Here is a 21,751-nt window from a genome sequence, read left to right as displayed (position 1 = left end):
CCTAGCGGATGTTCGGGTCGAAGGTGAAGATCACCAGCGTGCCCAGCAGGATGGTGAACACCGTGGCGGTGTAGAGCAGAGCCTTCAGCCACATACGGGAGGCGGCACGCTCCGCGTAGTCGTTGATGACCGTGCGCAGGCCGTTGGCGCCGTGCAGCATGGCGAGCCAGAGCATGAGGAGGTCCCAGACCTGCCAGAAGGGGCTCGCCCAGCGGCCGGCCACGAAGGCGAAGCCGATCTTGGAGACACCGCCGTCCAGCACGAGCTGGATCAGCAGGTGGCCGATGACCAGGACGACCAGCACGACGCCGGACAGGCGCATGAACAGCCAGGCGGCCAGCTCGAAGTTGCCCCGGGTCGACTTGGGGGTCTTCTTCGTGCGCTTGCGCGGGGCCTCGATCAGCGGGGCCGGGTTGTCGACGGTGTAGCCGGTGCCGCCCTCGACGGGGCCGATACCGGACGCGGGGGTTTCAGTGACGGACATCGGCGTCAGCTCCCGAACAGGACACGAGCGGCGTGGCCGAGCACGGGGTAGATCGCGCCGGCCATCAGGACGACCCAGACACCCATCACGGTCCAGAACATCTGCTTCTGGTAGCGCGGGCCCTTCGACCAGAAGTCGACGGCGATGACGCGCAGGCCGTTGAGCGCGTGGAAGAGGATGGCGGCGACGAGGCCATACTCCAGCAGCGCGACGACCGGCGTCTTGTACGTGGCTACGACCTTGTCGTAGTCCTCGGGGGAGACACGCACGAGAGCGGTGTCCAGCACGTGAACGAACAGGAAGAAGAAGATGAGGACGCCGGTGACTCGGTGAGCCACCCAGGACCACATTCCTTCCCGGCCGCGGTACAGCGTTCCAGCCGGCACGGAAGAACCCTCCGGGAGCGGGGACTAGGGCCGCGCCGGCTTCACTGTCGGTCGGGCCCGGCCGGGTACGGTCCACCGGCCCTCTGCATGGTATCCATGCGGCGCGGCGACGCTTACGGGGGGCCTACCTGTGTGATCAAACTGGCACCGGATGGGTTACGGCCGGGGTTCCGCAAGCAGGCTGCGAGTCTCCCTCTGGCCAGGCGCCGGAGTTCCTCTGCCGCCACTACCCGCTCCTCCTCCGGATCGTTTGTCAATCGTGATCGGATGCCTTCGAGGATGTGGTCGAGGGCCTCGTCCGGGTGGACGTCGCCCAGAGAGATGACGAACGCGTGTCCGAATCGGGCCTCGTAGGCCGCGTGGGCCGCGCTCAGGGCCATGTGGGCCACCGAGTACGTGCCCTCCGGAAGCTCCGGGAGCGACTCTCCCGCCAGGGCCTCCGACAGATCCGCCGGTGACAGGTCGTACGCCGCCTCGTCCGCCGCGGCCAGGAGGGCGTCCAGGTCGGGGTAGGGGCGGTGGTCCGTGATGCGGTGGGACCAGCGCAGGCTCGCCAGACAGTGCAGAAGCAGGGCGCGGGCCTCGTCGGCGGGTGCCGTGTTGAAGGCGTCGAGGGGCTTGGGGAGAGAGGGGGGACGGTGGGCGGGCAGCGTGGGTCCTCGCGTCACATGGGTGCGGCAGGGGATGCTGTGAAAGGTGTGTCGTCAGGTTATCGAGAGTGGTCACGGTGTGTCGGTGTGATGCCTGAAATTCACCCGAACGGAAGAGTTTCGGAACGCCTCGATGACGGGTGAACGGCGGAACGGTCGTACGTTGGCAGGGTGACCCAGCACAGGCGCCGCGCTTCGGCGCAGCAGGTGATACGCAAGCGGGCCGTGGTGGCCGCCGCCTTCGTCGGGACCGTTGCCCTCGGCACGGGTGTCGGCGTGTGGGCCTCCTCCGGTGGCGGGAAGGCGGTGGCCGGGAGCGACTCCGGTACGGCGGCCGCCTCCGCGGCGAGTCCCTCGCCCAGCCGGTCGTATCCGCTGTCCCGGGCGCCGCGGACGATACCCGCGGTGCGCGCCTTCACAGCGGCGCGCGGACCGGGGTGGAAGCCGCAGAGGAGCGACCGGGTGGTGGTGAGCGATGCCGGACTGGCCGACACGGGGCGGCTGATGGCCGGGGAGCTCGGGCTCACCTACGCGGGGGAGAAGGACGACGTACGGGCGGGGGACGTCCGGCTCGCGCTCGGCGGCGGGGGCGGGAACCAGGAGTCGTACACCATGACCGTCCGCGAGGGGCGGGTCGACATCAGCGGGCCCGGCGAGGCCGGTGTCTTCTACGGCACCCGCACGCTGAAGCAGGAGGCCCACGGCGGCGGTACGGCACCGGAGGGGGTCGTACGGGACGAACCGGCCAAACCGGTGCGCGGGTTCAATCTGGACATCGCGCGCAAACCGTTCTCCGAGTCCTGGATCGAGGACCGGATACGGGAGCTGGGGGACCTGAAGTTCAACGAGCTGGGGCTGCACTTCTCCGACGACCAGGCCTTCCGGATCGAGTCCAGCAGCCACCCCGAGATCGTCTCCCAAGACCATCTGACCAAGGCGCAGGTCAAGCGGATCGTGGACCTGGCGAACAGCCGGCACATCACGGTCGTGCCCGAGATCGACTCGCCGGGGCATCTGGGGGCCGTCCTCGCCGCGCACCCGGACCTGCAGCTGCGTAACGCGAACGGGGTGCCGACGAAGGGCGCCATCGACATCTCCAAGGCGGCCTCCGCGAAGCTCCTGGACGATCTGCTGAACGAGTACGCGGGCCTGTTCACCGGCAACCAGTGGCATCTCGGCGGCGACGAGTACCAGGCGCTGACGGTCAAGGACCCGCAGGCGTTGTATCCGCAGCTCGCGGCCGCCGCGCGGCAGAAGTACGGCGCCTCCGGCACCGTCGCCGACCTCGCCACCGGCTGGCTCAACGACCGCGCCGGCACCGTCCGCGCCCACGGCAGGACCATGCGGGCCTGGAACGACGGCTTCTACCGCGGTACGTCCGTGCAGGCGGCCAAGGACCTCCAGGTCGCGTACTGGACCGGCAAGGAGCTGGGCGCGCGGCAGCCGGCGGACTATCTGAGCACGGGCCGGAAGGTCGTCAACTACAACGACGAGTTCCTCTACTACGTCCTCGGCCAGCCGCAGACCTTCGTCTACCCGACCGGGCAGCGGATCTACGAGCAGTGGAACCCACGGGTGCTGCGCGGCACGGCCGCCGTACCGGCGCGGTACGACGGCCAGATCCTCGGCGGGACGTTCGCGGTGTGGTGCGACTTCCCGCACGCCCAGACCGAGGCGCAGGTCGCGGCCGGGATCCGGCTGCCGCTGCGGGCCACGGTGCAGAAGCTGTGGGACCCGGGCAAGCCCGCGCTGTCCTGGCAGGACTTCCAGGCGCTGGCGAACCGGCTGGGCTGACGGAACCGGGCCGACCGAACCGAGCCGACCGCAACCGGGTGGACGCGCGGCACCGACCGGCCGTATGTTCCGGTGCTCGCGTGCGCGGCCGGGGGAGGCCGCGCATCTGTCGCCGTCGTCATCCCGGGGGGACCTCTTCATGACCTCACCCATGCCCGCGCCGCCCGCACCGCCGTTCGTGCCCGGTGCCGTGCTCCGCTCACCCGTGGCGCTCGGCCGGGCCACCGCCGCCCTGCTGGGACTCGCCATCGCCACGGACCTGTTCGCCTGCGCCGCGGACGTGGTGGAGATGAACGTCGCCGGTGACATCGCCGACGGCGCCAGGGGCGAGGGCGTGCTGCACCGGGCCCAACACGCCGACACTCTCTACAACGCCGCCGGCCACACCCAGGCGTGGACGCTGATGGCGACGGCCGTCGTCTATCTGTGCTGGCTGTGGCGGGTGCGAGTGAACGCCGAGGCGTTCGACCAGTCCGCGCACAGCATGCGGCGCGGCTGGGTGATCGGCGGCTGGTTCTGCCCGGTCGTCAACCTGTGGTTCCCGCGCCGGATCGTCCTGGAGACCTGGGACGCCAGCGTGCCCTGGGGTGCGCGGGCCGGGCACGGGTGGGTCAACGCCTGGTGGACGCTGTGGATCGTCGGCATCCTCACCGGCCGGCTCGCGTCCTTGAGCATGGATCACGCCCACACGGCGACCCTGCTGCGGAACGCCGCCGGGCAGGTGCTGTTCTCCGACGCGGTCGACGTCGCGGCCGCCGCCCTCGCCATCGTGGTGGTCGTCCGGCTGACCCGGATGCAGCACCGCAAGGCCCTCGCGGGTCAGGTACTGGCCCCGGCCCCGGCCCTTGGCTGAAACCTTACTGCTGTGACACTCCCGCGCCATCGCACGCAGTAAGGGGAAGTGCGGGCTCCGTAAAGGCGGCGCCCCGGCGAGGGAGGCTTTCATGAGCCTGGTGGAACGGATCGCGCAGGCCGACGAACGCGGACTCGCTGCCAGCGGGTTGGCTTGTTTGGATCGGTGCCTGCCGCTGCTCGGCGCCGACGACGACCTGCTGCGCCCGCTGTGGGCGAGCCTCGCCGACGGCTCCGACTGGGGCCCGGGCCTGAAGCGGGCCAGGGAAGCCCTCGGCGCCGAGGAGCCGTCCGCCGACGACGAGGCCGCGCGGCTGGCCCGCCGCATGCTGGACGCGGCCCCGGACGAGCGCACCGCCGACGCGATACGGCCCTGGGCCGACGCCTGCTCGGTCGCCTCGCTGCGCATCCACCGGCTGCTCGACCCCGCGGCCGACGGCACATCGGCCGCCACCGGTCTCGAGGCGGGGCGCGCGGGCGACGCGGACGACCTGCCCCCGCTGGTCACCGCGGAGCTGCGCCGCCAGCGGGCCGTGCTGGACCTCGTCGCCGAGCACGGCAAGCACGGGCTGCGCGGCGCCCTGGAGTTGTCGGTCGAGGGACGCCGGGTGCTGCGGGCGGTGGTGTCGCGACGGGCGCGCAGGTGAGCACCCCGATTACTCCCAGGTAAGGCGATCCTGTGACCGGTTGGTGAAACGGGCCGGAACGGCGTGACAGATGGCCTGGCCTGGTCGCTCTTCCCTATGTGACAGCCCAGGACATGACAGCACAGCAGGAGACCCGACCGCATGCCGCGGCGAAGCCGGTGCGGTGGGCCGCCGACACCGTGGCGATGGCGCGCGAGGGCGCCCGGGTGCGGCTCGACTACTCGGCGCAGAGCCTGTGGCGGGTGGACCGCATGATCGAGGACATCCGCCGCGAGAGCCCGCCGTACGCCGCCGTCGAGAGCGCGCTGCGCGGCTTCGGCGCCTACGCCGGCGAGGTCATCGTCCGCCAGACCGGCGCCGAGTGGTGGGCGACCGGCGGTGAGCACTGGGTGCGCACTCCCGACGGCCGGCTGTTCGACCCCATCGACGAGGCCCGGCGCGCCTACGGCGGCCACGGCTCGCTGCGCCTGCTGTGCCGCGACGCGACCGCCGCCCGCTGAGCGTACGAGTTCGACATGGCCTGCGGGTCCGCCGTAACTTCCCAGTACCCGATGAGAGCGGGCCGGCCGCCGGGACAGCAGGCCCGGTACTCGTGCCAGGCCGGGTCCCGCCACAACTCCTCTGTGGTGCGGCCCGGGAAGCCGTGGTCGTCGACCAAGAAGGTGGCCAGTGGAGATTTCGGACAGGGAATTCGTGCGGCGGAGTGAGCTGGAGGCCGTGCTTCCGTCGATGACACGGTGGCGCGTGCCCGGGGGGCGCGGTGTGGACTGGGCCGCGCTCGAGTCGGCCCTCGGGACGGCGCTGCCCTCGGACTTCCGCTCTCTGGCGGAGGCGTATCCGGTCCTGGTCGTCGGCGACTTCCTGTCGGTGTTCGTTCCCCGGCCCGGCGCCGAGGCGTCCTGGGCGTCCGCGGCCAGGGAGGACGAGATCCTTCAGGATCTGTACGAGATGGGCGACACCGAGGGCTACGTTCCCTTTCCGCAGCCGGGAGGCCTGATCAGCTGGGCGGAGTCCAATGCGGGGGATTCCTTCTACTGGAGGACGAGCCCCGCGGACCCGGACGCATGGCCGGTGGTCGTCCGCGGAGAGAACGGCGACTGGTCGGAGTTCCCGGTCGGTGCCGTCGAGTTCCTGGCCGGCGTGTACGGGCGCACCATCGACGTGCCGGGCATGCCCTGGGACTTCCCCGGCGACGACCCGCAGGTGCTGGGCCTGAGCGACCGCATCGACTGATCGGCGTGCGTCCCCTTTGTCCGGGAGTTCGCTGTCGCGCCGTCGGTTGCTGTACAACCGCCCCGCCATCGAACTCCCCGCTTCTGCTCGGCGCACCACGGCAAGGGGAGGTCGGGCGAACGGCCCGCTTCGGCGAAGACCGGGGCGGCGCGGTCCGGGACGACGCGTACGACGTCGAGGATCCGGTTGCCGAGCTGGACGTGTTCGCGGGCTCGGGGCGTACGTCGGTGAGGTGCTGGTGCGCCGTGCGGGGGCGGTGTGGGTGGACTTCGACGCCGAGCAGCGCGCCTACTTCGGGCAGCCGGTGGGCGTACGCATGCCGGACGGGCGGGTGTGGAACCCCCTCGGCAAGGTGCTCAACCGCGTCGAGGCGGGCGGTCCCGAGGACTCGTTGCAGACGTTCTGGCTGACGCTGCACGGGCGGGCGCGGCGGAATGTCGGTCAGCTGGTCCGCCGTAACTCCCGTACCACGGGCGACCATGGACCGGATCTCGGCCTGGATACGGCCCGGCGCCGGGGCTGTGACATTTCTGTGAGTGTCGGCGCTGATCTCCCTGGGGGTCGCGCGACACGGGAACACCGTGTCGCGTCGTGCTGATTCGCTCGTACAGACGAGGACGGTTCTTGGGCCACGGAGGGGAACGCCGGCGCCTGCAGGCGCACGACGGCGAACTGGGAGCGGCCGTCGCGCGGGCCCAGGACGGTGACGAGGCCGCCTTCGCCGTCGCGTACCGGATCGTCCAGCCGGGCCTGCTCGGCTACCTGCGCGGCATCGTCGGCGACGACGCGGAGGACGTGGCCTCCGACGCCTGGCTGGAGATAGCCCGCGACCTCGGGCGGTTCAAGGGTGATGGCGCGGGCTTCCGCGGCTGGACCGCCATCATCGCCCGGCACCGTGCACTGGACCATCTGCGCAGACAGCGCGTACGGCCCCGGGCGACCATGCTCGAACAGGACGTACTGGACCTGCCCGGGCCGCACAGCACCCATGAGCAGGCGCTGGAGTCCCTGTCCACCGAGCGGGCCCTCGAACTGGTCCAGGGGCTGCCCCGCGACCAGGCGGAGGCCGTGCTGCTGCGGGTCGTCGTCGGCCTCGACGGCCTGGCCGCCGCACGCGTCCTCGGCAAGCGGCCCGGCGCCGTACGGACGGCCGCGCACCGGGGGCTGAAGCGTCTCGCCCGCCAACTGGGCGTACGGGACGCCGCGGACGAGGGCTTCGGCTCGCCGCACGGATGAACGCCGACGGCATGAACACCGACGGCATGAACGCTTGCCTCTGCGGGCCGTATGAATCGTGTGACAGACAGTTCAGACAGGGACGGGAACTGACATGGGTGAACGGCACACCGTCCCCGACACCGCCGGGCTGGAAGCGAGCCTCGCCGCCGCCATCCGTACCGCCCCCGTCGACCCCGACGCCGAGCAGCGCGCGGTGACCGCGTTCCGCACCGCACGGGACGCGGGTCCGCACCGGGCGCGCACCCGGCGCCGGGACGACTGGCGGCCCCGACGGCCGGGGCGCCTGCGGCTGTCGGTGAAGGCCACGCTCTCGGTGTTCCTCGCGAGCCTCACGCTGGGCGGTGTCGCCATCGCGGCGATCGGCGCGGCCGACTCCTCGTCGGGCGGCGGTGACCACGGCGACCGGCGGCCCGCGCACCCGGTGACGAGCGCCCCGCGGCGGGCCGGTGCCGCCGCGCCCTCGGCGCACCCGGACCACCCGGACACCGCCAAGGGCCGGGGCAAGGCCCACGGTGCCCGAGCGGAACGCGCGCAAGGCAAGAAGAACGACGATTCCGGCAATCGGGGCAATAAGTCCCGCGATGTGACCCCGAGTCCGAAGCCGACCCCGAAGCCCGAGCCGACCCACGAGAAGAAAAGGAAGAAGTAGTGGCAACGGCCGGGGCCGCCACCCCCCACAGGAGAGGCCCCGGCCGTCGCGCGGACGGGCCGCGCACGGCCCGTACCTCCTACAGCGCCGTGAGTGCGTTTTCTGTCACACCCCGCTCCCGCCCGGCCCTCACCCTGCGCACTTGAGGACCCGGTCACGAGTTAGTTGCATCGTCTACAGACCAGTCGACAGACATGGACGAGGACCGCTTTCACGCCGTAACGTGCCTTTCGCGCCGACCAGAGACCAGGGCGTAAAGGGAGTGCGGTGCTGGGGGACGACGCGGAGCTGACCGCCGCGGTGCGTGCGGCACAGAACGGAGACGAGGCCGCATTTCGTACGGTGTATCGCGCCGTGCAACCGCGGCTGCTCGGATACGTCCGCACGCTGGTCGGCGATCCGGACGCCGAGGACGTCGCCTCCGAGGCCTGGCTGCAGATCGCCCGTGACCTCGACCGGTTCAGCGGGGACGCCGACCGGTTCCGCGGCTGGGCCGCCCGGATCGCCCGCAACCGCGCCCTGGACCACATACGGATGCGCGGCCGCCGCCCCGCCATAGGCGGCGACGAGACGGAGCTGACCGGCCGGGCCGCCGAGTCCGACACGGCCGGCGAGGCCATCGAGGCCCTCGCCACCGACAGCACTCTCTCCCTCATCGCGCGGCTCCCGCAGGACCAGGCCGAGGCGGTCGTCCTGCGCGTGGTGGTCGGCCTCGACGCCAAGACCGCCGCCGAGACCCTCGGCAAACGCGCCGGTGCCGTACGCACCGCGGCGCACCGCGGTCTGAAGCGGCTCGCGGAGCTGCTCGGCGACGATCCGGAATCGGCCGGCGCCCTCGACGCGCTCCCACCCCAGCGAGAACCGCGCCGGGGCGCGGTGTCGTCCGCCACTGTGACGCATACGCGAACGCGGACGCAGAAGGACATGTGATGGCCGACGAGCAGGACAAGTGGCTGAACCGTGAGACGGCGGAACGTCTGCTGCGCGGTGAGCCGCTGGAAGCCGTCGACGCCCGCGCCCGTGACCAGGCCGAACGCCTTTCCCGGGCGCTCGGCGCGCTGTCCGCGCAGGCGGCTCCGCCCACCGGTGAACTCCCCGGCGAACAGGCCGCCCTGGCCGCGTTCCGCAAGGCCCGCGAGGCCGCCGAGGCCGAGCGGACCGCCGCCGCCCTCGCCGAGGACGCCCACGGTCTGCCCCGCTCCGGTGCCGACGCGGGCCTGATCCGCATCGGCGCCCCGGCCCGCACGGCCCGTACCGGAATCCCGGGCCGCCGTCCGCGCCGCCCCCGCCGGGTCCGTCTGGCGCTCGCGGCAGGGGTGAGCGTGGGCATGCTCGGCGGGGTCGCCATGGCCGTCGGCGGCGGGGTGCTGCCCAGGTTCGGGAGCGAGCACCCCGATCCCGCCGCCTCCGTCTCCGCCGGCCGGACCTCCGGTTCGCCGCCGACCTCCGCCTCGCCGTCGGCGCCGTCAAGCACCGGCATGCCGAGCCGGACCCCGGGTGGTTCCGGCAAGGCCGGCGGACCGGACAACGGTGTCGGCGGCGGCGGCAGTCCGGGCCCGGGGGGCTCTGCGGGCGCGCCGGGCGGCGGTCCGCAGGACATCGCCAAGGCCTGCCGGGAACTGCGCGACGGCAAGGAGCCAAACTCCGGCCGCATGCGCGCGCTGGAGAACCTGGCGGGCGGGACCTCGCACGTGAGCGGCTACTGCAAGGTGATCCTGGCCGGCGGCGGCTCGGGCGGCGGCACCACGAACGGCGACGGTGGCGACGGCCAGGGGAAGCGCGTCGGCAAGGGCAAGGGCAAGGGCAAGGGCAACGGCCAGGGGAGCGGTGGCGACGAGGGCCAGGGCGGTGACGACGGCGGTCACCCCGGCCAGGGTCAGGGTGGTGACGGCAACGGCAACCCCGGCAAGGGCCGGCACCGTGTCAGCGGCGCACCCGCCGCCCCCGGCTTCGGCCCCCAGCCCCCGGCCCGGACGGTCGGCACCACACCGGCTCCGTCGCCGAGCCCGACGTACACCGCGTCCTGACGCCTCTCCTCACGCCCCCGCGACACGCCTCTGACCTGCGGTTTCGTGGTCCGAGAAAATTTTTCGGCGGGGGGTGTGACGTTTCTGGGGCCTGTGACGCAGTACTGAGTGAGCCGACTGGTCATCGGCCGTCGCACTGAGCCGGGGTTCCCCCCGTACCCACGGCTCGTGCACCCGGCGCGGGCGGGACACGTTCCCCCGGTCCCGCCCGCGCCCGTATCTCCCTGTTCCCCGCGTCACCAGTGGACGACGACCTCGTCGCCCACCCGCACCTGCGCGAACAGCTGCTGGATCGCTTCCTCGTCGCGGACGTTGACGCAACCGTGCGAGGCGCCCGCGTAACCGCGCGCCGCGAAGTCGTACGAGTAGTGCACCGCCTGGCCGCCGCTGAAGAACATCGCGTACGGCATCGGCGAGTGGTAGAGGGTGGACGTCCAGGTGCGGGCCTTCCAGTAGATGTGGAAGACGCCCTCCCGGGTCGGGGTGTACTGCGCGCCGAACCGCACCGACATGGTCGACACGGTCCGCCCGTCGATCATCCAGCGCAGCGTCCGCGTCGTCTTGTCGATGCACAGCACGCGCCCGGTCAGACAGCGCGGGTCGGGCGCGCCGGCCGGCTGACCGCCCATCAGGTACAGCTCCCAGCCGGCGGGGGTGTGCGTCATGGCCACCAGCCGCTGCCAGGTGACGGTGTCGGTCCGCCCGGTCCGCGGCAGCCCGCGCTTGCCCTGGAAGCCCTGGACGGCCCGCTCGGTCGGAGCGTCGTACGACCCCGTCGGCCCCTCGGACAGCCAGTCCAGCTGGCGCAGCCGGGCCTGGAGCTCCCGCACGCCCGACCCGATGGCGCCGCGCGCCCACAGGACGGGGGACGCCGGTACGACGGCGGGGGCCTGGGCCGTTCGGGTGGGGGCGGGGACGCGGGGCGACGGTGGCTGGACGTGCCACACCGGCGGGCCGGGCTTGCCGTCGGCGCCCGGCGGCGGCTGCACGGTGCAGCCGGCCAGGGCGGCGAGGGCGGCGGAGGAGACGAGTACGGCGGCGAGCGGGCCCCTGGTGCCTCTGATCCTCATGCCGGGGATGTTTCCCCGCGTGACCGCCGCCGAACTACGGGGCATGGTGAGAGGGGACAAAACGTACTGCGGAGGTATCCATGGGGCGTGAGTCGGAGTCGGGTCTGCCGATCGAGCCGGTCTACGGGCCGGGCGACCTGGCCGGCTGGGACCCGGCGCGGAAGCTGGGTGAACCGGGCGAATACCCCTTCACTCGTGGGGTCTATCGGAGCATGTACACCGGCCGTCCCTGGACCATGCGCCAGTACGCCGGTTTCGGTACGGCCGCCGAGTCCAACGCCCGCTACCGGCAGCTGATCGCGCACGGCACCGCCGGCCTGTCCGTCGCCTTCGACCTGCCCACCCAGATGGGCCACGACTCCGACGCGCCCCTCGCGCACGGCGAGGTCGGCAAGGTGGGCGTGGCGGTCGACTCGGTCGAGGACATGCGGGTGCTGTTCGACGGCATCCCGCTGGACCAGGTCTCCACGTCGATGACGATCAACGCCCCGGCGGCCCTGCTGCTGCTCCTGTACCAGCTGGTGGCCGAGGAACAGGGCGTACCGGCGGACCGGCTGACGGGCACGATCCAGAACGACGTGCTGAAGGAGTACATCGCGCGGGGAACGTACATCTTCCCGCCGAAACCGTCGCTGCGGCTCACGGCCGACATCTTCAGGTACTGCACCACCGAGATCCCGAGGTGGAACTCGATCTCGATCTCCGGCTACCACATGGCCGAGGCGGGCGCCTCGCCCGCGCAGGAGATCGCGTTCACGCTCGCCGACGGCATCGAGTACGTCCGTACGGCGGTGGCGGCGGGCATGGACGTGGACGACTTCGCGCCCCGGCTGTCCTTCTTCTTCGTGGCCCGTACGACGCTGCTGGAGGAGATCGCCAAGTTCCGCGCCGCGCGCCGGATCTGGGCCCGGGTGATGCGGGAGGAGTTCGGGGCGCGGAACCCCAAGTCCCTGATGCTCCGCTTCCACACGCAGACGGCGGGCGTCCAGCTGACGGCCCAGCAGCCGGAGGTGAACCTGGTCCGGGTCGCCGTCCAGGCCCTCGGCGCGGTCCTCGGCGGTACCCAGTCCCTGCACACCAACTCCTTCGACGAGGCGATCGCGCTGCCGACGGACAAGAGCGCGCGGCTGGCGCTGCGGACGCAGCAGGTGCTGGCGTACGAGACGGACGTGACCGCGACGGTCGACCCGTTCGCGGGGTCGTACGCCGTGGAGCGGATGACGGACGACGTCGAGGAGGCGGCCGTCGATCTGATGCGCCGGGTCGAGGAGTTCGGCGGGGCGGTCGCGGCGATCGAGCAGGGCTTCCAGAAGGCCGAGATCGAGCGCAACGCGTACCGCATCGCCCAGGAGACCGACTCCGGCGAGCGGGTGGTCGTGGGCGTCAACCGCTTCCGGCTGGACGAGGAGGAGCCGTACGAACCCCTCCGGGTGGACCCGGCGATCGAGGCCCGCCAGGTGGAGCGGCTGAAGCGGCTGCGGGCGGAGCGGGGTCAGGGGGCGGTGGAGTCGTCCCTGGCCGCGCTGAAGAAGGCGGCCGAGGGAGACGACAACGTGCTGTATCCGATGAGGGAGGCGCTGCGGGCCCGCGCGACGGTGGGGGAGGTGTGCAACGCGCTGCGGGAGGTGTGGGGGAGTTACGAGCCGAGCGACGTCTTCTGAGCGGTCGGGCAGGGGGCGTTGTCAGACCTCCGTGCGACACTCGATTTCATGTTCGGCGTCATTGATCTCCCCACCTATCTGGCAGGCCTCGCCCTGATCGTGGTGTTGCCCGGTCCCAACTCGCTGTATGTGCTGTCCGTCGCCGCCCGGCGCGGTGTGCGGGCCGGGTACACGGCCGCCGCGGGCGTGTTCTGCGGGGACACCGTGCTGATGACGCTGTCCGCCGCCGGTGTCGCCTCCCTGCTGAAGGCCAACGCCGTGCTGTTCGGGATCGTGAAGTACGCCGGTGCCGGGTATCTGACCTGGCTGGCGGTCGGGATGCTGCGGTCCGCCTGGCAGGTGTGGCGGACGCGGCGGGAGAAGGCTGCGGAGGACTCCGCGCCTACTGCCGGCACCGAGGAACGGCCCTTCCGGCGGGCCCTCGTCGTCAGCCTGTTCAACCCCAAGGCGATCCTGTTCTTCGTCGCCTTCTTCGTGCAGTTCGTCGACCCGGGCTACGCGTACCCGGCCCTCTCCTTCGCCATCCTCGGCGCGTTCGGCCAGCTGGCCAGCTTCCTGTACCTCAGCACGCTGATATTCGGCGGCACGCGTCTCGCTGCCGCGTTCCGGCGCCGGAAGCGGCTGTCCGCCACGGCCACTTCGGCGGCGGGGGCGTTGTTCCTCGGGTTCGCGGTCAAGCTGTCGCTGGCCGGCTCGTAGACGACAGACCTCACAGGCCGACCTGGGGCAGGTAGGCCCGGAGTCCTTCCGTCGTCCCGCCCGCCCAGCCGACGTAACCGTCCGGGCGGATCAGGAAGACGCCGGGGCCGTACGACGCCGGGGCCGTCGGGAGTGACCTCACGCCGGCGACCGGGATGTCCGCGCCCAGCAGCGTCCAGTGCGGCCCCCGGAACGCGTCGAAGAGCCGTACGCCGTTCACCGTGCCGTCCGGAGCGCGGTCACCCGCCCGGAGCCCGGTCGCTGCCTCCCGGGTGTCGACGCTCAGGCTCGACTCCCGGTAGCCCAGGCCGAGTTGCATCGTCGCCTTCCCCCGCCGTACCTCCCCGCGGTGCACCCCGGTCGTCAGGTTCAGCATGGCCGCCGCGTTCGCGCGCCGCTCCTCCTCGTAGGTGTCCAGGAGGGACTCCGGGGCGCCGTCCCGGAGCACCGCGCCCAGTTTCCAGCCCAGGTTGTAGGCGTCCTGGACGCTGGTGTTCAGGCCCTGGCCGCCCGCCGGGGAGTGGACGTGGGCCGCGTCGCCGGCGAGGAGGACACGGCCGGACCGGAAGCGGTCCGCCAGGGCCGCCCGTGGCCGGAAGTCCGACGCCCAGCGCAGCTCCGTCACATCGTCGGCGCCCAGATGCGTGTACGTGGCGACGATCTCGCGGATGCCGTCGAGGGACAGGTCGGTCTCCGTGCCCTCCGGGAAGCGCGCCGCCAGCTGGAAGTCCTCCGAGTGGGCGAGCGGGCACAGCATGACCCCGCTGCCGTCGGCCGCCGGGAACGCGTGCCAGTGGTCGCGGTCGAGGCCCTTCAGCCGTACGTCCGCCACCACGAACGGCGCCGGGTCGACCGTCTCGCCGGTCATGCCGACCCCCACCGCGCGCCGCACCACCGAGCGACCGCCGTCGGCCGCCACGACGTACCTCGCGCGGAGCCTCGTACCGTCGGCGAACTCCACGTCCGCCCCCTCCGCGTCCTGCGTCAGGCCGGTCACCTCGTGCCCGAAGGCGACCTTCCCGCCCAGCTCCAGCAGCCGCGCGTACAGCACCTCCTGCGTCCGCCACTGCGCGACCATCCAGGGCTCGGCGTACGGCGCGCCCTCGTCCGGCTCGACCGGCTCGAACATCGGCTGCTCGCCGAGCCGCTCGCCGTTCTTCCAGATCATCCGCACCGGGACGGGGCCGCCCGCCGCCCGGACGGCGTCCAGGACGCCGAGGTCGTCGAAGACCTCCTGGGTGCGGGGCTGGATCCCCTTGCCGCGCGAGCCGGGGAACAGGGCGTCGGCCCGCTCCACCACCAGCGCCTGCACGCCGCGCCGGGCCAGGTCGATGCCGAGGGTCAGGCCGGTCGGGCCGGCGCCCACGATCAGGACGTCCACGGGTATCTCCTTAACGTCGTTAAGTTCCGTCGCTCACGAGCGTGCCCTTAACGTTGTTAAGCTGTCAAGCGTGAAACGCGCCCCCCTGGACCGCCGCCGCGTCGCCGACACCGCGCTGCGGCTGCTGAACGAGACCGGCCTGGACGGCCTGACCCTGCGCGCCATCGCCACGGAGCTGGACGTCAAGGCGCCCGCGCTGTACTGGCACTTCAAGGACAAACAGGCGCTGCTCGACGAGATGGCGACGGAGATGTACCGGCGGATGCTCGCCGCCACCGAGCCGGATCCGGACGACAGCTGGCAGGAGCGGCTGCTCAGGATCAACCGGGGGCTGCGCGGCGCCCTGCTCGGCTACCGCGACGGCGCCAAGGTCTTCAGCGGCTCCCGCTTCACGGGCACCGAGCACGCCCCCGCCCTGGAGGCGAACCTGCGGCTGCTGACGGACGCCGGGTTCACCCTCACCCAGGCGGTCGACGCGGGCCGCACGGCGTCCGCGTACACACTCGGCTTCGTCACCGAGGAACAGGGCGTACAACCCCTGCCGGGCGAGCGCCGGGAGGGGTACGACGTGGCGGAGCGGGCCCGGCTGCTGGCGGAGTTCCCGCTCGCGGCGGCGGCCGGTGAACTGCTCTTCGACGACTACGACCGCCAGTTCGAGGAAGGACTGGCGGTCGTGGTCGCGGGGATCGGGGCGCGGTACGGGATCAGCTGACCGGCATCAGCCGACCGGCAGCCGCACCGGTTTGAGCGCCCGCTTCAGCCGGGGCCCGAACGGCTTCTCCACGAACCGGTGGATCAGCCAGGCCAGCACCAGCATGCCCAGCACGGTCACCCCGAACGTCGGCCACGGCGCGAGGCCCAGGCCCCGGTGCAGCACCCGGATGACGAACCAGCCCAGGTGCTCGTGGACCAGGTAGAACGGGTACGTCAGTGCGCCGGCCGTGACCAGCCAGCGCCAGGAGGCCCAGCGGGTCCAGCCGAGGGCCACGGCGGCGACGGCCGCGAAGGCGACGGTGACGATCAGGATGACGACGTACGGGTCGCGGTGGGGGTGGTGGCCCCACAGGCCGACGGTGGCCTCCCGCTGCGCCAGCAGCCACGACATGGCGACGATGCCCCACGTGAGCAGGTCGCTGCCGAAGCGGTGGATCAGGTACAGCGCGAGACCGCCGATGAAGTAGGGGGCGTACTCCGGCATGATCACCTGGTGCAGCAGGGCGTTGTCCGTGCTGTGGCACAGGACGGCCGCCAGCGTCCACACGCAGGCGAACAGCACCGCCCGGCGGTAGGTCACCCCGCGCAGGACGACGAGCAGGGCGAAGAGGACGTAGAAGCGCACCTCGACCCAGAGCGTCCAGCAGACGCCGAGGACCCGGGTCGCGCCCATCGGCTGCTGGAGCATCGTCAGGTTGACCAGGAACTCGTCCAGCCGGACCGCGTGGACCACGTAGGGCATGGCCAGGGACGCCCCCGTGACCAGGACCAGGGCCACCCAGTAGGCGGGGTACAGGCGCGCGACCCGGGAGCGGAAGAAGTCGCCGAGGGTGCGGCCCCAGCTGCTCATGCAGATCACGAAGCCGCTGATGACGAAGAAGAGCTCCACGCCGAGGTTGCCGTAGACGGCAGCGTGGTACACGGTCGGGAAGACGTGCCGCGGGTCGCCGTGCCAGGACTCGGAGACGGTGCCTCCGCGCCCGGCGTAGTGGTAGAGGCAGACCATCAGCGCGGCCACCAGCCGCAGTCCGTCCAGGGCAAGCAGACGGCTCCCGCCCCTGGCGGCGGAGTCGGCCGTCTTCTGCCGTATGAGCGGACCGGGCGGGCCCGGGGTGGCGGCGAGGTCGAGGCCGGGGGATGACGCTGCCATGGAGGTCATGTCCTTCCTGGAACGGATCAACTGCGGGCGGTGCCCCGGCGCAGGCTGCGGGCCTTGCGGGCCACCCGGCGGACCGTGGCGTTGCGCGGGATGAACGCCAGCTGGGCGGGCACCCCGCCCGGCAGTGCCAGCGAGGTCAGCCGGCGGCGCTTGAAGTAGCGCAGGATGCGCGGGTTCTGGTGCTTCGCCAGATACCCCTCGACCTCCGGGCGCAGCCTCGGCAGGATCTTCGGCTGCATCGCGAAGCCCACCGCGTGCACCAGCGGGCCGAGCGCCTCGACGTCCATGCCCGCGCGCTGTTCCGTCACCGCCGCCCGGTCGCCCAGCTCGGGCACCAGCGCGTCGACGATGGTGACCGGGATCCGGTTGCTGTTCTCGTACGGCGTGAGCTGCTCCAGCAGCAGTTCGGTGCCGAGGCGGGCGACGGGGAGGCCGTAGAGCGCCCTGGCCGTGAGCAGGGCGGTGGAGAAGCAGCCGACGACCAGCGCGGGACGCGTCCGCTGGTACAGCACCTCGGCCAGCACCGGGGTGTCGAGCACGGTCAGCTCGACCTTCAGCTTCTCGGCCTCCTGCTCCAGGGAGCGGGTGAAGCTCGCCGGTGCGGACGGGTGCGGCTTGAACACCACCTTGGTGTGCCCGAGCGCGGCCGCGCCCCTCAGCATCCGTACGTGCAGGTTCTCCTCCTGCTCGAGGTCAAGGATCTCCAGCGCCGAGAGGTACTGGCCGAGCAGCAGCGCCGGCTCCTCGATCTCGGGCAACTCCACGTCCACAGGCGCGAGTTCGGCGAGCACCTTGAGGAAGGCGGCCGTCGGCACCAGCTCGCCGGGCACGCCGAACTCGGTGAGCAGCAGCGGCTGCAGACCGGGCACGAGGTCCAGGTGCAGGACGCGGTCCACCCGGGTGCCGACCAGCGGGTCGATCTTGTTGCGGGTGGGGCCGTAGCTCATCAGGCCGTCGGCGTAGACCGTCACCGGGGCGCCGTTGAAGATCTGGCCGAGCGCCAGGGAGGGGTTGACCTGGATCGACTCGACGACCAACTCCACGTCGTCGTCGCCCAGTCGCCACTCGTGCCGCAGGAAGCGTTCCCACAGCGGCATGTCGTCCACGCGGGGTGCCCAGCCGCCCGGGTGGAAGGGGTGGATGGTCTCGTTGTACGAGATCACGTCGTCGAAGCGGTCGCGCAGCTTCTCGAAGCCGGGCGCCTGGTCCAGGCCGGGCGTCGTCTCCGGGGTGGTGGAGTTGTTGCAGACCAGCAGGATCCGCCGGTCGGCCGGGCGGAAGCCGCCGGAGTCCAGGGCGGCGGCGAGCGTGACCGTGCCGTACAGCGTCGACGCCTGGAAGATCTGGGTGGTCACGCGGCGGCTCCCGCGGGGGCCGGACGGCGGCGCAGCCGGCGCAGCTTGGAGGCGCGCTGGATGTCCATGGAGTCCAGCGCGTCGTCCAGCACGTCCTGCGGCATGCGCCGCAGTGCCGCGGCACTCATGGATTTCAGTTTTCTCGCCACCGCGGGCTCGAACCTTTCGATGGATCCCAGATGATGGGAAATGATGGCGCAATAGGTGCGGACGGCCTTCGGCAGCAGTTCATCGGCCTGCGGATCCTGGGCGGTTTCCGCGACGACCTGGTCGAACGCGCGAATGAAATCAAGCTGTCGTACGTCGCCGATCTGCGTGAGCGACGAGGCGACCCCGCGCCGGTAGAACACACCGAGCAGGCTCACCGCGGCGAAGGATTCCGCCTCGCGGTGCAGCTTCCAGATCCACGGCCGGTCCTCGGCCGTGCGCAGCCCGTGGGTGAAGTGCAGCAGCCCCTTGTCCACCAGCCGGCGGTGGTAGACGCCGGCCCACGCGTACGCGTAGTCCACGGAGGTCGAGCGGTCGGCGGGCAGGATCGCCTCGCGCGGGTTCATCACCACACCTCGCCGCCCGACCGGCACCCGGTGCACCTGGCGGGAGCGCCCGGTGCACTGCACATGGTCGGTGCGGACGAAGTCGCAGCCCAGCTCCTCCATGGCCGCGACCAGTTGGGCGAAGTAGCCGGGGGCGAGCCAGTCGTCGCCGTCCAGGAAGGTCAGGTACTCGCCGCGCGCCCGGTCGATCCCGGTGTTGCGTGCGGTCGCCAGCCCTCCGTTCTGCTCGTGCCGGACGTGGACCGCCCCGGGCAGCTCGCGCTCCGCGCGCGCGAGAATCTCTGGTGTCCCGTCGCGAGAGCAGTCGTCGACGAGAATGAATTCGAAGTCCTCACGCGCGTTCGCCTTCAGGCTTCTGAGCGTGTCGGGCGCGTATTGCTGCACGTTGTAGAACGGCACGATGACGGAGAGCTTGACCACGTCAGGGACGTTAGGGGGAAGCCCGTCATTCGTCTTGACGCCTTCCTTGATACTGGGTGAACGACGCGTGGCGAAGCTGTGAACCGGGCTTATTTCCGGCGATTTGACGAGCCGATTCCCCATTCGGCGGCGTGCTGTTAACCGTTTGTTGCATTCTGGTTGGGCGGAACCTCGGAATGGCTTCCTAGCGTCTTCGGCGTGCCAGCAAGTGCTACGAAGTCCCTGCGGGTCGCCGTCCTCGCCGATTCCGACACCCGGTGGAAATGGGGCGCCCTCACCGCGCAGCGCCTCGCTCCCGCCGACGCCGAGATCGGCCTCGACGGCTACCTCCTGCGGGGGCGCGCCACCCCGACGGCCCGCCAGTTGAGGGAGGTCGGCGTCCGCGCGGACTCCCTGCGCGAGGTCACCGGCGTCGAGTTCCTGCGCGCGATGACGCGGGAGCCGTACGACATCCTCGTCCTCGCGCTGGTCGGCGGCGGGGTGCAGGCGATGCTGCACGGGCTGCGCAACGCCTGGGGCTCCGGCAGGCGCCCGGTGGTCGTGACCGGTTACGTCGGCGTCGTCTACGAGAAGCTCGCCGACGGGCTGCTGCTGCGGCACGGCGCCGACCTCGTCCTCGCCAACTCCCGGCACGACGCGGACCGGTTCCGGGCCGTGTACGAGGGCGTGGGCGCGGACGCCTCCGGGGTCACCGAGGTCGCGCTGCCCTTCCTCGGCGGGGCGCCGTACACCGGTGAACACGAGCCGTACACCGTGGTGTTCGCGGCCCAGCCGTCCGTCCCGGACGGCCGCAAGGACCGTACGTACCTCCTCGACCGCCTCATCGAGCACGCCCGTAAGCACCCCGAGCGCGAGGTGCTGCTGAAACTGCGCTCCAAGCCGGGTGAACACACCACCCACATCGAGGAGTTGCCGTACCAGAAGCTGGTTCAGGGCAAGGACGTACCCGCCAACTTCCGTCTGGTGTACGGCCACATGGGCGAGGTGCTCGACCGCACCGACCTCCTGGTCACGGTCAGCTCCACGGCCGCTCTGGAGGCCCTGCACCGCCGTGTCCCCACGGTCGTCCTGACCGACCTCGGGGTGCGCGAGGTGCTCGGCAACCACCACTTCACCGGCTCCGGGTGCCTCGCCTCCTGGGACCAGCTCGACGCCGGGCACCGGCCGGTGCCGGACGAGGAGTGGGTGTCCCGGCAGGGTGTCGCCGCCGACGGTTCCTACGGCACGGCGTTCGACACCGCCCGCGAGCGCATCGCCAAGCTGCTTCAGCGGCCCGGCGGGCTGCCCCCGCTGAACCCCTACTACACCCCCGAGACGGCGCCCGGATACCTGCCCGGCATCCTCGCCCGCCACCACCTCGGCCCCGACGGCGCCCCGCTGCCCGGTGCGCCCGCCGCCGACAAGGAACCCGGACCGGTCCGCCAGATCGTGCGCCGCGCGGCCCGCGGCGCGTACCGCCACGGCGTGCAGCGCGTGGCCCCGGTGATCCGGCGGATGGGGGAGCTGTGACCTTCCAAGGAGACTCGATGTCCAACCCCCAGGCGGGCCAAGGCGTTTCACTGCGCCGGGTGCTCGCGGTGATCCCCGCGCGCGGCGGCTCCAAGGGCGTGCCCGCGAAGAACCTCGCCCCCGTCGGCGGGGTCCCGCTGGTGGCGCGCGCGGTGCGCGAGTGCCGGGCGACCCGGCTGGTGACCGACGTCGTCGTCTCCACCGACGACCAGGCCATCGCCGCCGCCGCCCGGGAGGCCGGCGCCGAGGTCGTGCTGCGCCCGGCCGCGATCGCCGGGGACACGGCGACCTCCGAGGCCGCGGTCCTGCACGCCATGGACGCCCACGAGACGCTGCACGGCGCACCGGTCGACGTGGTCCTGCTCGTGCAGTGCACCAGCCCGTTCCTCGTCCGCGAGGACATCGACGGCGTGGCCGGCGCGGTCGTGGAGAACGGCGCGGACACGGCGGTGACCGTGGCCCCCTTCCACGGCTTCATCTGGCGGGACGGCGCGGACACTCCCGGCGCGCCGGCCGGCGGCTTCGGCGTCAACCACGACAAATCCTTCCGCCCCCGCCGCCAGGACCGCCCCCAGGACCTGCTGGAGACCGGCGCCGCCTACGCGATGGACGCGGCCGGCTTCCGCAAGCACCAGCACCGCTTCTTCGGCCACACCGAACTGGTCCGCACCGACCCCGCACGCGTGCTGGAGATCGACGACCCGCACGACCTGGCGCGGGCGCGGGCCCTGGCCCCGCTGTTCGACGCGGACCGCCCGGACGCGCTCCCGACCGCCGAGGACGTGGACGCGGTCGTACTCGACTTCGACGGCACCCAGACCGACGACCGGGTGCTGATCGACTCCGAAGGACGGGAGTTCGTCACCGTGCACCGCGGCGACGGACTCGGCATCGCGGCCCTGCGCAGAAGCGGCCTGAAGATGCTGATCCTGTCCACGGAACAGAACCCCGTGGTCGCCGCCCGCGCCCGGAAGCTCAAGCTCCCGGTGCTGCACGGCATCGACCGCAAGGACCTCGCGCTGAAGCAGTGGTGCGAGGAGCAGGGCATCGCGCCGGAGCGCGTGCTCTACGTCGGCAACGACGTCAACGACCTCCCGTGCTTCGCCCTCGTCGGCTGGCCCGTGGCGGTCGCGAGCGCCCACGACGTCGTACGCGGCGCCGCACGCGCGGTCACCACCGTCCCCGGCGGTGACGGCGCGATCCGAGAGATCGCCAGCTGGATCCTCGGCCCCTCTCTCGACTCCCTCCCCAAGTAAGGACATCTCCTG

The 21,751-nt window shown here is 71.8% G+C and carries 22 protein-coding genes and 1 pseudogene; 15 read left to right on the top strand and 8 right to left on the bottom strand.

Annotation, left to right across the window (positions count from 1 at the left end):
* Position 1 precedes the first annotated feature (1 nt).
* The 3 genes from ACH47Z_RS16345 to ACH47Z_RS16335 form a co-directional block, all read right to left on the bottom strand.
* Positions 2–484, bottom strand: a complete 483-nt coding sequence (locus tag ACH47Z_RS16345) for a succinate dehydrogenase hydrophobic membrane anchor subunit (protein ID WP_399073965.1) — start codon at positions 482–484, stop codon at positions 2–4.
* Between the two features lie 5 nt (positions 485–489).
* A complete protein-coding gene (gene sdhC / locus ACH47Z_RS16340) occupies positions 490–870 on the bottom strand; it encodes a succinate dehydrogenase, cytochrome b556 subunit (protein WP_399073961.1) in 381 nt (126 codons plus the stop codon).
* Between the two features lie 113 nt (positions 871–983).
* The gene (locus ACH47Z_RS16335; protein ID WP_399073959.1) at positions 984–1,538 is read right to left on the bottom strand and encodes a 2-oxo-4-hydroxy-4-carboxy-5-ureidoimidazoline decarboxylase; all 555 of its coding nucleotides are present in this window, start codon (positions 1,536–1,538) and stop codon (positions 984–986) included.
* Positions 1,539–1,691: 153 nt separating this feature from the next.
* On the opposite strand from ACH47Z_RS16335, the gene ACH47Z_RS16330 reads away from it, so the two are divergent.
* From ACH47Z_RS16330 to ACH47Z_RS16285, 10 genes and pseudogenes are all read left to right on the top strand, one after another.
* Entirely contained in the window at positions 1,692–3,314 is a 1,623-nt protein-coding gene (locus ACH47Z_RS16330) for a glycoside hydrolase family 20 protein (RefSeq protein ID WP_399073957.1), read from the top strand.
* Between the two features lie 139 nt (positions 3,315–3,453).
* Positions 3,454–4,167, top strand: a complete 714-nt coding sequence (locus ACH47Z_RS16325; protein ID WP_399073955.1) for a DUF4328 domain-containing protein — start codon at positions 3,454–3,456, stop codon at positions 4,165–4,167.
* Positions 4,168–4,258: 91 nt separating this feature from the next.
* Positions 4,259–4,813, top strand: a complete 555-nt coding sequence (locus ACH47Z_RS16320) for a hypothetical protein (RefSeq protein ID WP_399073953.1) — start codon at positions 4,259–4,261, stop codon at positions 4,811–4,813.
* Between the two features lie 113 nt (positions 4,814–4,926).
* The gene (locus tag ACH47Z_RS16315; RefSeq protein ID WP_399073951.1) at positions 4,927–5,313 is read left to right on the top strand and encodes a hypothetical protein; all 387 of its coding nucleotides are present in this window, start codon (positions 4,927–4,929) and stop codon (positions 5,311–5,313) included.
* 229 nt (positions 5,314–5,542) lie between these two features.
* A complete protein-coding gene (locus tag ACH47Z_RS16310) occupies positions 5,543–6,046 on the top strand; it encodes an SMI1/KNR4 family protein (RefSeq protein ID WP_399073949.1) in 504 nt (167 codons plus the stop codon).
* Between the two features lie 202 nt (positions 6,047–6,248).
* A pseudogene (locus ACH47Z_RS16305) lies at positions 6,249–6,485 on the top strand (hypothetical protein); the annotation flags it as partial.
* 185 nt (positions 6,486–6,670) lie between these two features.
* Positions 6,671–7,282, top strand: coding sequence for an RNA polymerase sigma factor (locus ACH47Z_RS16300; protein WP_399073947.1), 612 nt, complete (start codon positions 6,671–6,673; stop codon positions 7,280–7,282).
* Positions 7,283–7,376: 94 nt separating this feature from the next.
* Positions 7,377–7,934: a hypothetical protein gene (locus tag ACH47Z_RS16295; RefSeq protein WP_399073945.1), complete on the top strand. Its 558-nt coding sequence runs from the start codon at positions 7,377–7,379 to the stop codon at positions 7,932–7,934.
* A 267-nt stretch (positions 7,935–8,201) separates the two neighbouring features.
* Positions 8,202–8,864 (top strand): RNA polymerase sigma factor, encoded by a 663-nt coding sequence (locus ACH47Z_RS16290; protein WP_399073943.1) that lies wholly within the window; start codon positions 8,202–8,204, stop codon positions 8,862–8,864.
* Positions 8,864–9,961: a hypothetical protein gene (locus ACH47Z_RS16285; protein WP_399073941.1), complete on the top strand. Its 1,098-nt coding sequence runs from the start codon at positions 8,864–8,866 to the stop codon at positions 9,959–9,961. The genes ACH47Z_RS16290 and ACH47Z_RS16285 overlap by 1 nt, the downstream gene beginning before the upstream one ends.
* Before the next feature lie 236 nt (positions 9,962–10,197).
* Here ACH47Z_RS16285 and ACH47Z_RS16280 read toward each other — a convergent pair whose 3' ends face one another.
* On the bottom strand, positions 10,198–11,031 hold the full coding sequence (locus ACH47Z_RS16280; protein ID WP_399073939.1) for a L,D-transpeptidase family protein: 834 nt from the start codon (positions 11,029–11,031) through the stop codon (positions 10,198–10,200).
* 80 nt (positions 11,032–11,111) lie between these two features.
* Here ACH47Z_RS16280 and ACH47Z_RS16275 point away from each other — a divergent pair, with 80 nt between their 5' ends.
* Both ACH47Z_RS16275 and leuE read left to right on the top strand, forming a co-directional pair.
* Positions 11,112–12,692, top strand: a complete 1,581-nt coding sequence (locus ACH47Z_RS16275) for a methylmalonyl-CoA mutase (RefSeq protein ID WP_399073937.1) — start codon at positions 11,112–11,114, stop codon at positions 12,690–12,692.
* A 48-nt stretch (positions 12,693–12,740) separates the two neighbouring features.
* Positions 12,741–13,391 carry a leucine efflux protein LeuE gene (gene leuE / locus ACH47Z_RS16270; protein WP_399073935.1) on the top strand — a complete coding sequence of 217 codons (651 nt, stop codon included), beginning with the start codon at positions 12,741–12,743 and terminating at the stop codon, positions 13,389–13,391.
* 10 nt (positions 13,392–13,401) lie between these two features.
* Here leuE and ACH47Z_RS16265 read toward each other — a convergent pair whose 3' ends face one another.
* On the bottom strand, positions 13,402–14,778 hold the full coding sequence (locus tag ACH47Z_RS16265) for an FAD-dependent monooxygenase (protein WP_399074235.1): 1,377 nt from the start codon (positions 14,776–14,778) through the stop codon (positions 13,402–13,404).
* A 55-nt stretch (positions 14,779–14,833) separates the two neighbouring features.
* Between ACH47Z_RS16265 and ACH47Z_RS16260 the strand changes: the two genes are divergently transcribed.
* Positions 14,834–15,484, top strand: a complete 651-nt coding sequence (locus ACH47Z_RS16260) for a TetR/AcrR family transcriptional regulator C-terminal domain-containing protein (protein ID WP_399074233.1) — start codon at positions 14,834–14,836, stop codon at positions 15,482–15,484.
* Positions 15,485–15,490: 6 nt separating this feature from the next.
* Here ACH47Z_RS16260 and ACH47Z_RS16255 read toward each other — a convergent pair whose 3' ends face one another.
* From ACH47Z_RS16255 to ACH47Z_RS16245, 3 genes are read right to left on the bottom strand one after another with little or no spacing between them, the layout of a single operon-like run.
* Positions 15,491–16,636, bottom strand: coding sequence for an acyltransferase family protein (locus ACH47Z_RS16255; RefSeq protein WP_399073933.1), 1,146 nt, complete (start codon positions 16,634–16,636; stop codon positions 15,491–15,493).
* A gap of 26 nt (positions 16,637–16,662) precedes the next feature.
* The gene (locus ACH47Z_RS16250) at positions 16,663–18,000 is read right to left on the bottom strand and encodes an alpha-2,8-polysialyltransferase family protein (RefSeq protein WP_399073931.1); all 1,338 of its coding nucleotides are present in this window, start codon (positions 17,998–18,000) and stop codon (positions 16,663–16,665) included.
* Positions 17,997–18,974 carry a glycosyltransferase family 2 protein gene (locus tag ACH47Z_RS16245; RefSeq protein WP_399073929.1) on the bottom strand — a complete coding sequence of 326 codons (978 nt, stop codon included), beginning with the start codon at positions 18,972–18,974 and terminating at the stop codon, positions 17,997–17,999. The genes ACH47Z_RS16250 and ACH47Z_RS16245 overlap by 4 nt, the downstream gene beginning before the upstream one ends.
* Positions 18,975–19,172: 198 nt before the next feature.
* Here ACH47Z_RS16245 and ACH47Z_RS16240 point away from each other — a divergent pair, with 198 nt between their 5' ends.
* Together ACH47Z_RS16240 and ACH47Z_RS16235 are read left to right on the top strand one after the other, a co-directional pair.
* Positions 19,173–20,483, top strand: coding sequence for a DUF6716 putative glycosyltransferase (locus tag ACH47Z_RS16240; RefSeq protein ID WP_399073927.1), 1,311 nt, complete (start codon positions 19,173–19,175; stop codon positions 20,481–20,483).
* Positions 20,484–20,500: 17 nt separating this feature from the next.
* A complete protein-coding gene (locus ACH47Z_RS16235) occupies positions 20,501–21,739 on the top strand; it encodes a cytidylyltransferase domain-containing protein (RefSeq protein WP_399073925.1) in 1,239 nt (412 codons plus the stop codon).
* The last annotated feature ends 12 nt before the right edge of the window (positions 21,740–21,751 follow it).

Source organism: Streptomyces sp. NPDC020192, assembly GCF_044388685.1.
Classification (GTDB): domain Bacteria; phylum Actinomycetota; class Actinomycetes; order Streptomycetales; family Streptomycetaceae; genus Streptomyces.
Note: the sequence above shows the minus strand (reverse complement) of the source record. Positions and strands in the feature narration are given on the sequence as shown.

Coding starts and splice junctions, on each gene's coding strand:
- ACH47Z_RS16345 (WP_399073965.1), bottom strand. CDS start 484: ATGTCCGTCACTGAAACCCCCGCGTCCGGTATCGGCCCCGTCGAGGGC.
- ACH47Z_RS16325 (WP_399073955.1), top strand. CDS start 3,454: ATGACCTCACCCATGCCCGCGCCGCCCGCACCGCCGTTCGTGCCCGGT.
- ACH47Z_RS16320 (WP_399073953.1), top strand. CDS start 4,259: ATGAGCCTGGTGGAACGGATCGCGCAGGCCGACGAACGCGGACTCGCT.
- ACH47Z_RS16315 (WP_399073951.1), top strand. CDS start 4,927: ATGACAGCACAGCAGGAGACCCGACCGCATGCCGCGGCGAAGCCGGTG.
- ACH47Z_RS16310 (WP_399073949.1), top strand. CDS start 5,543: ATGACACGGTGGCGCGTGCCCGGGGGGCGCGGTGTGGACTGGGCCGCG.
- ACH47Z_RS16295 (WP_399073945.1), top strand. CDS start 7,377: ATGGGTGAACGGCACACCGTCCCCGACACCGCCGGGCTGGAAGCGAGC.
- ACH47Z_RS16285 (WP_399073941.1), top strand. CDS start 8,864: ATGGCCGACGAGCAGGACAAGTGGCTGAACCGTGAGACGGCGGAACGT.
- ACH47Z_RS16280 (WP_399073939.1), bottom strand. CDS start 11,031: ATGAGGATCAGAGGCACCAGGGGCCCGCTCGCCGCCGTACTCGTCTCC.
- ACH47Z_RS16275 (WP_399073937.1), top strand. CDS start 11,112: ATGGGGCGTGAGTCGGAGTCGGGTCTGCCGATCGAGCCGGTCTACGGG.
- leuE (WP_399073935.1), top strand. CDS start 12,741: ATGTTCGGCGTCATTGATCTCCCCACCTATCTGGCAGGCCTCGCCCTG.
- ACH47Z_RS16255 (WP_399073933.1), bottom strand. CDS start 16,636: ATGGCAGCGTCATCCCCCGGCCTCGACCTCGCCGCCACCCCGGGCCCG.
- ACH47Z_RS16235 (WP_399073925.1), top strand. CDS start 20,501: ATGTCCAACCCCCAGGCGGGCCAAGGCGTTTCACTGCGCCGGGTGCTC.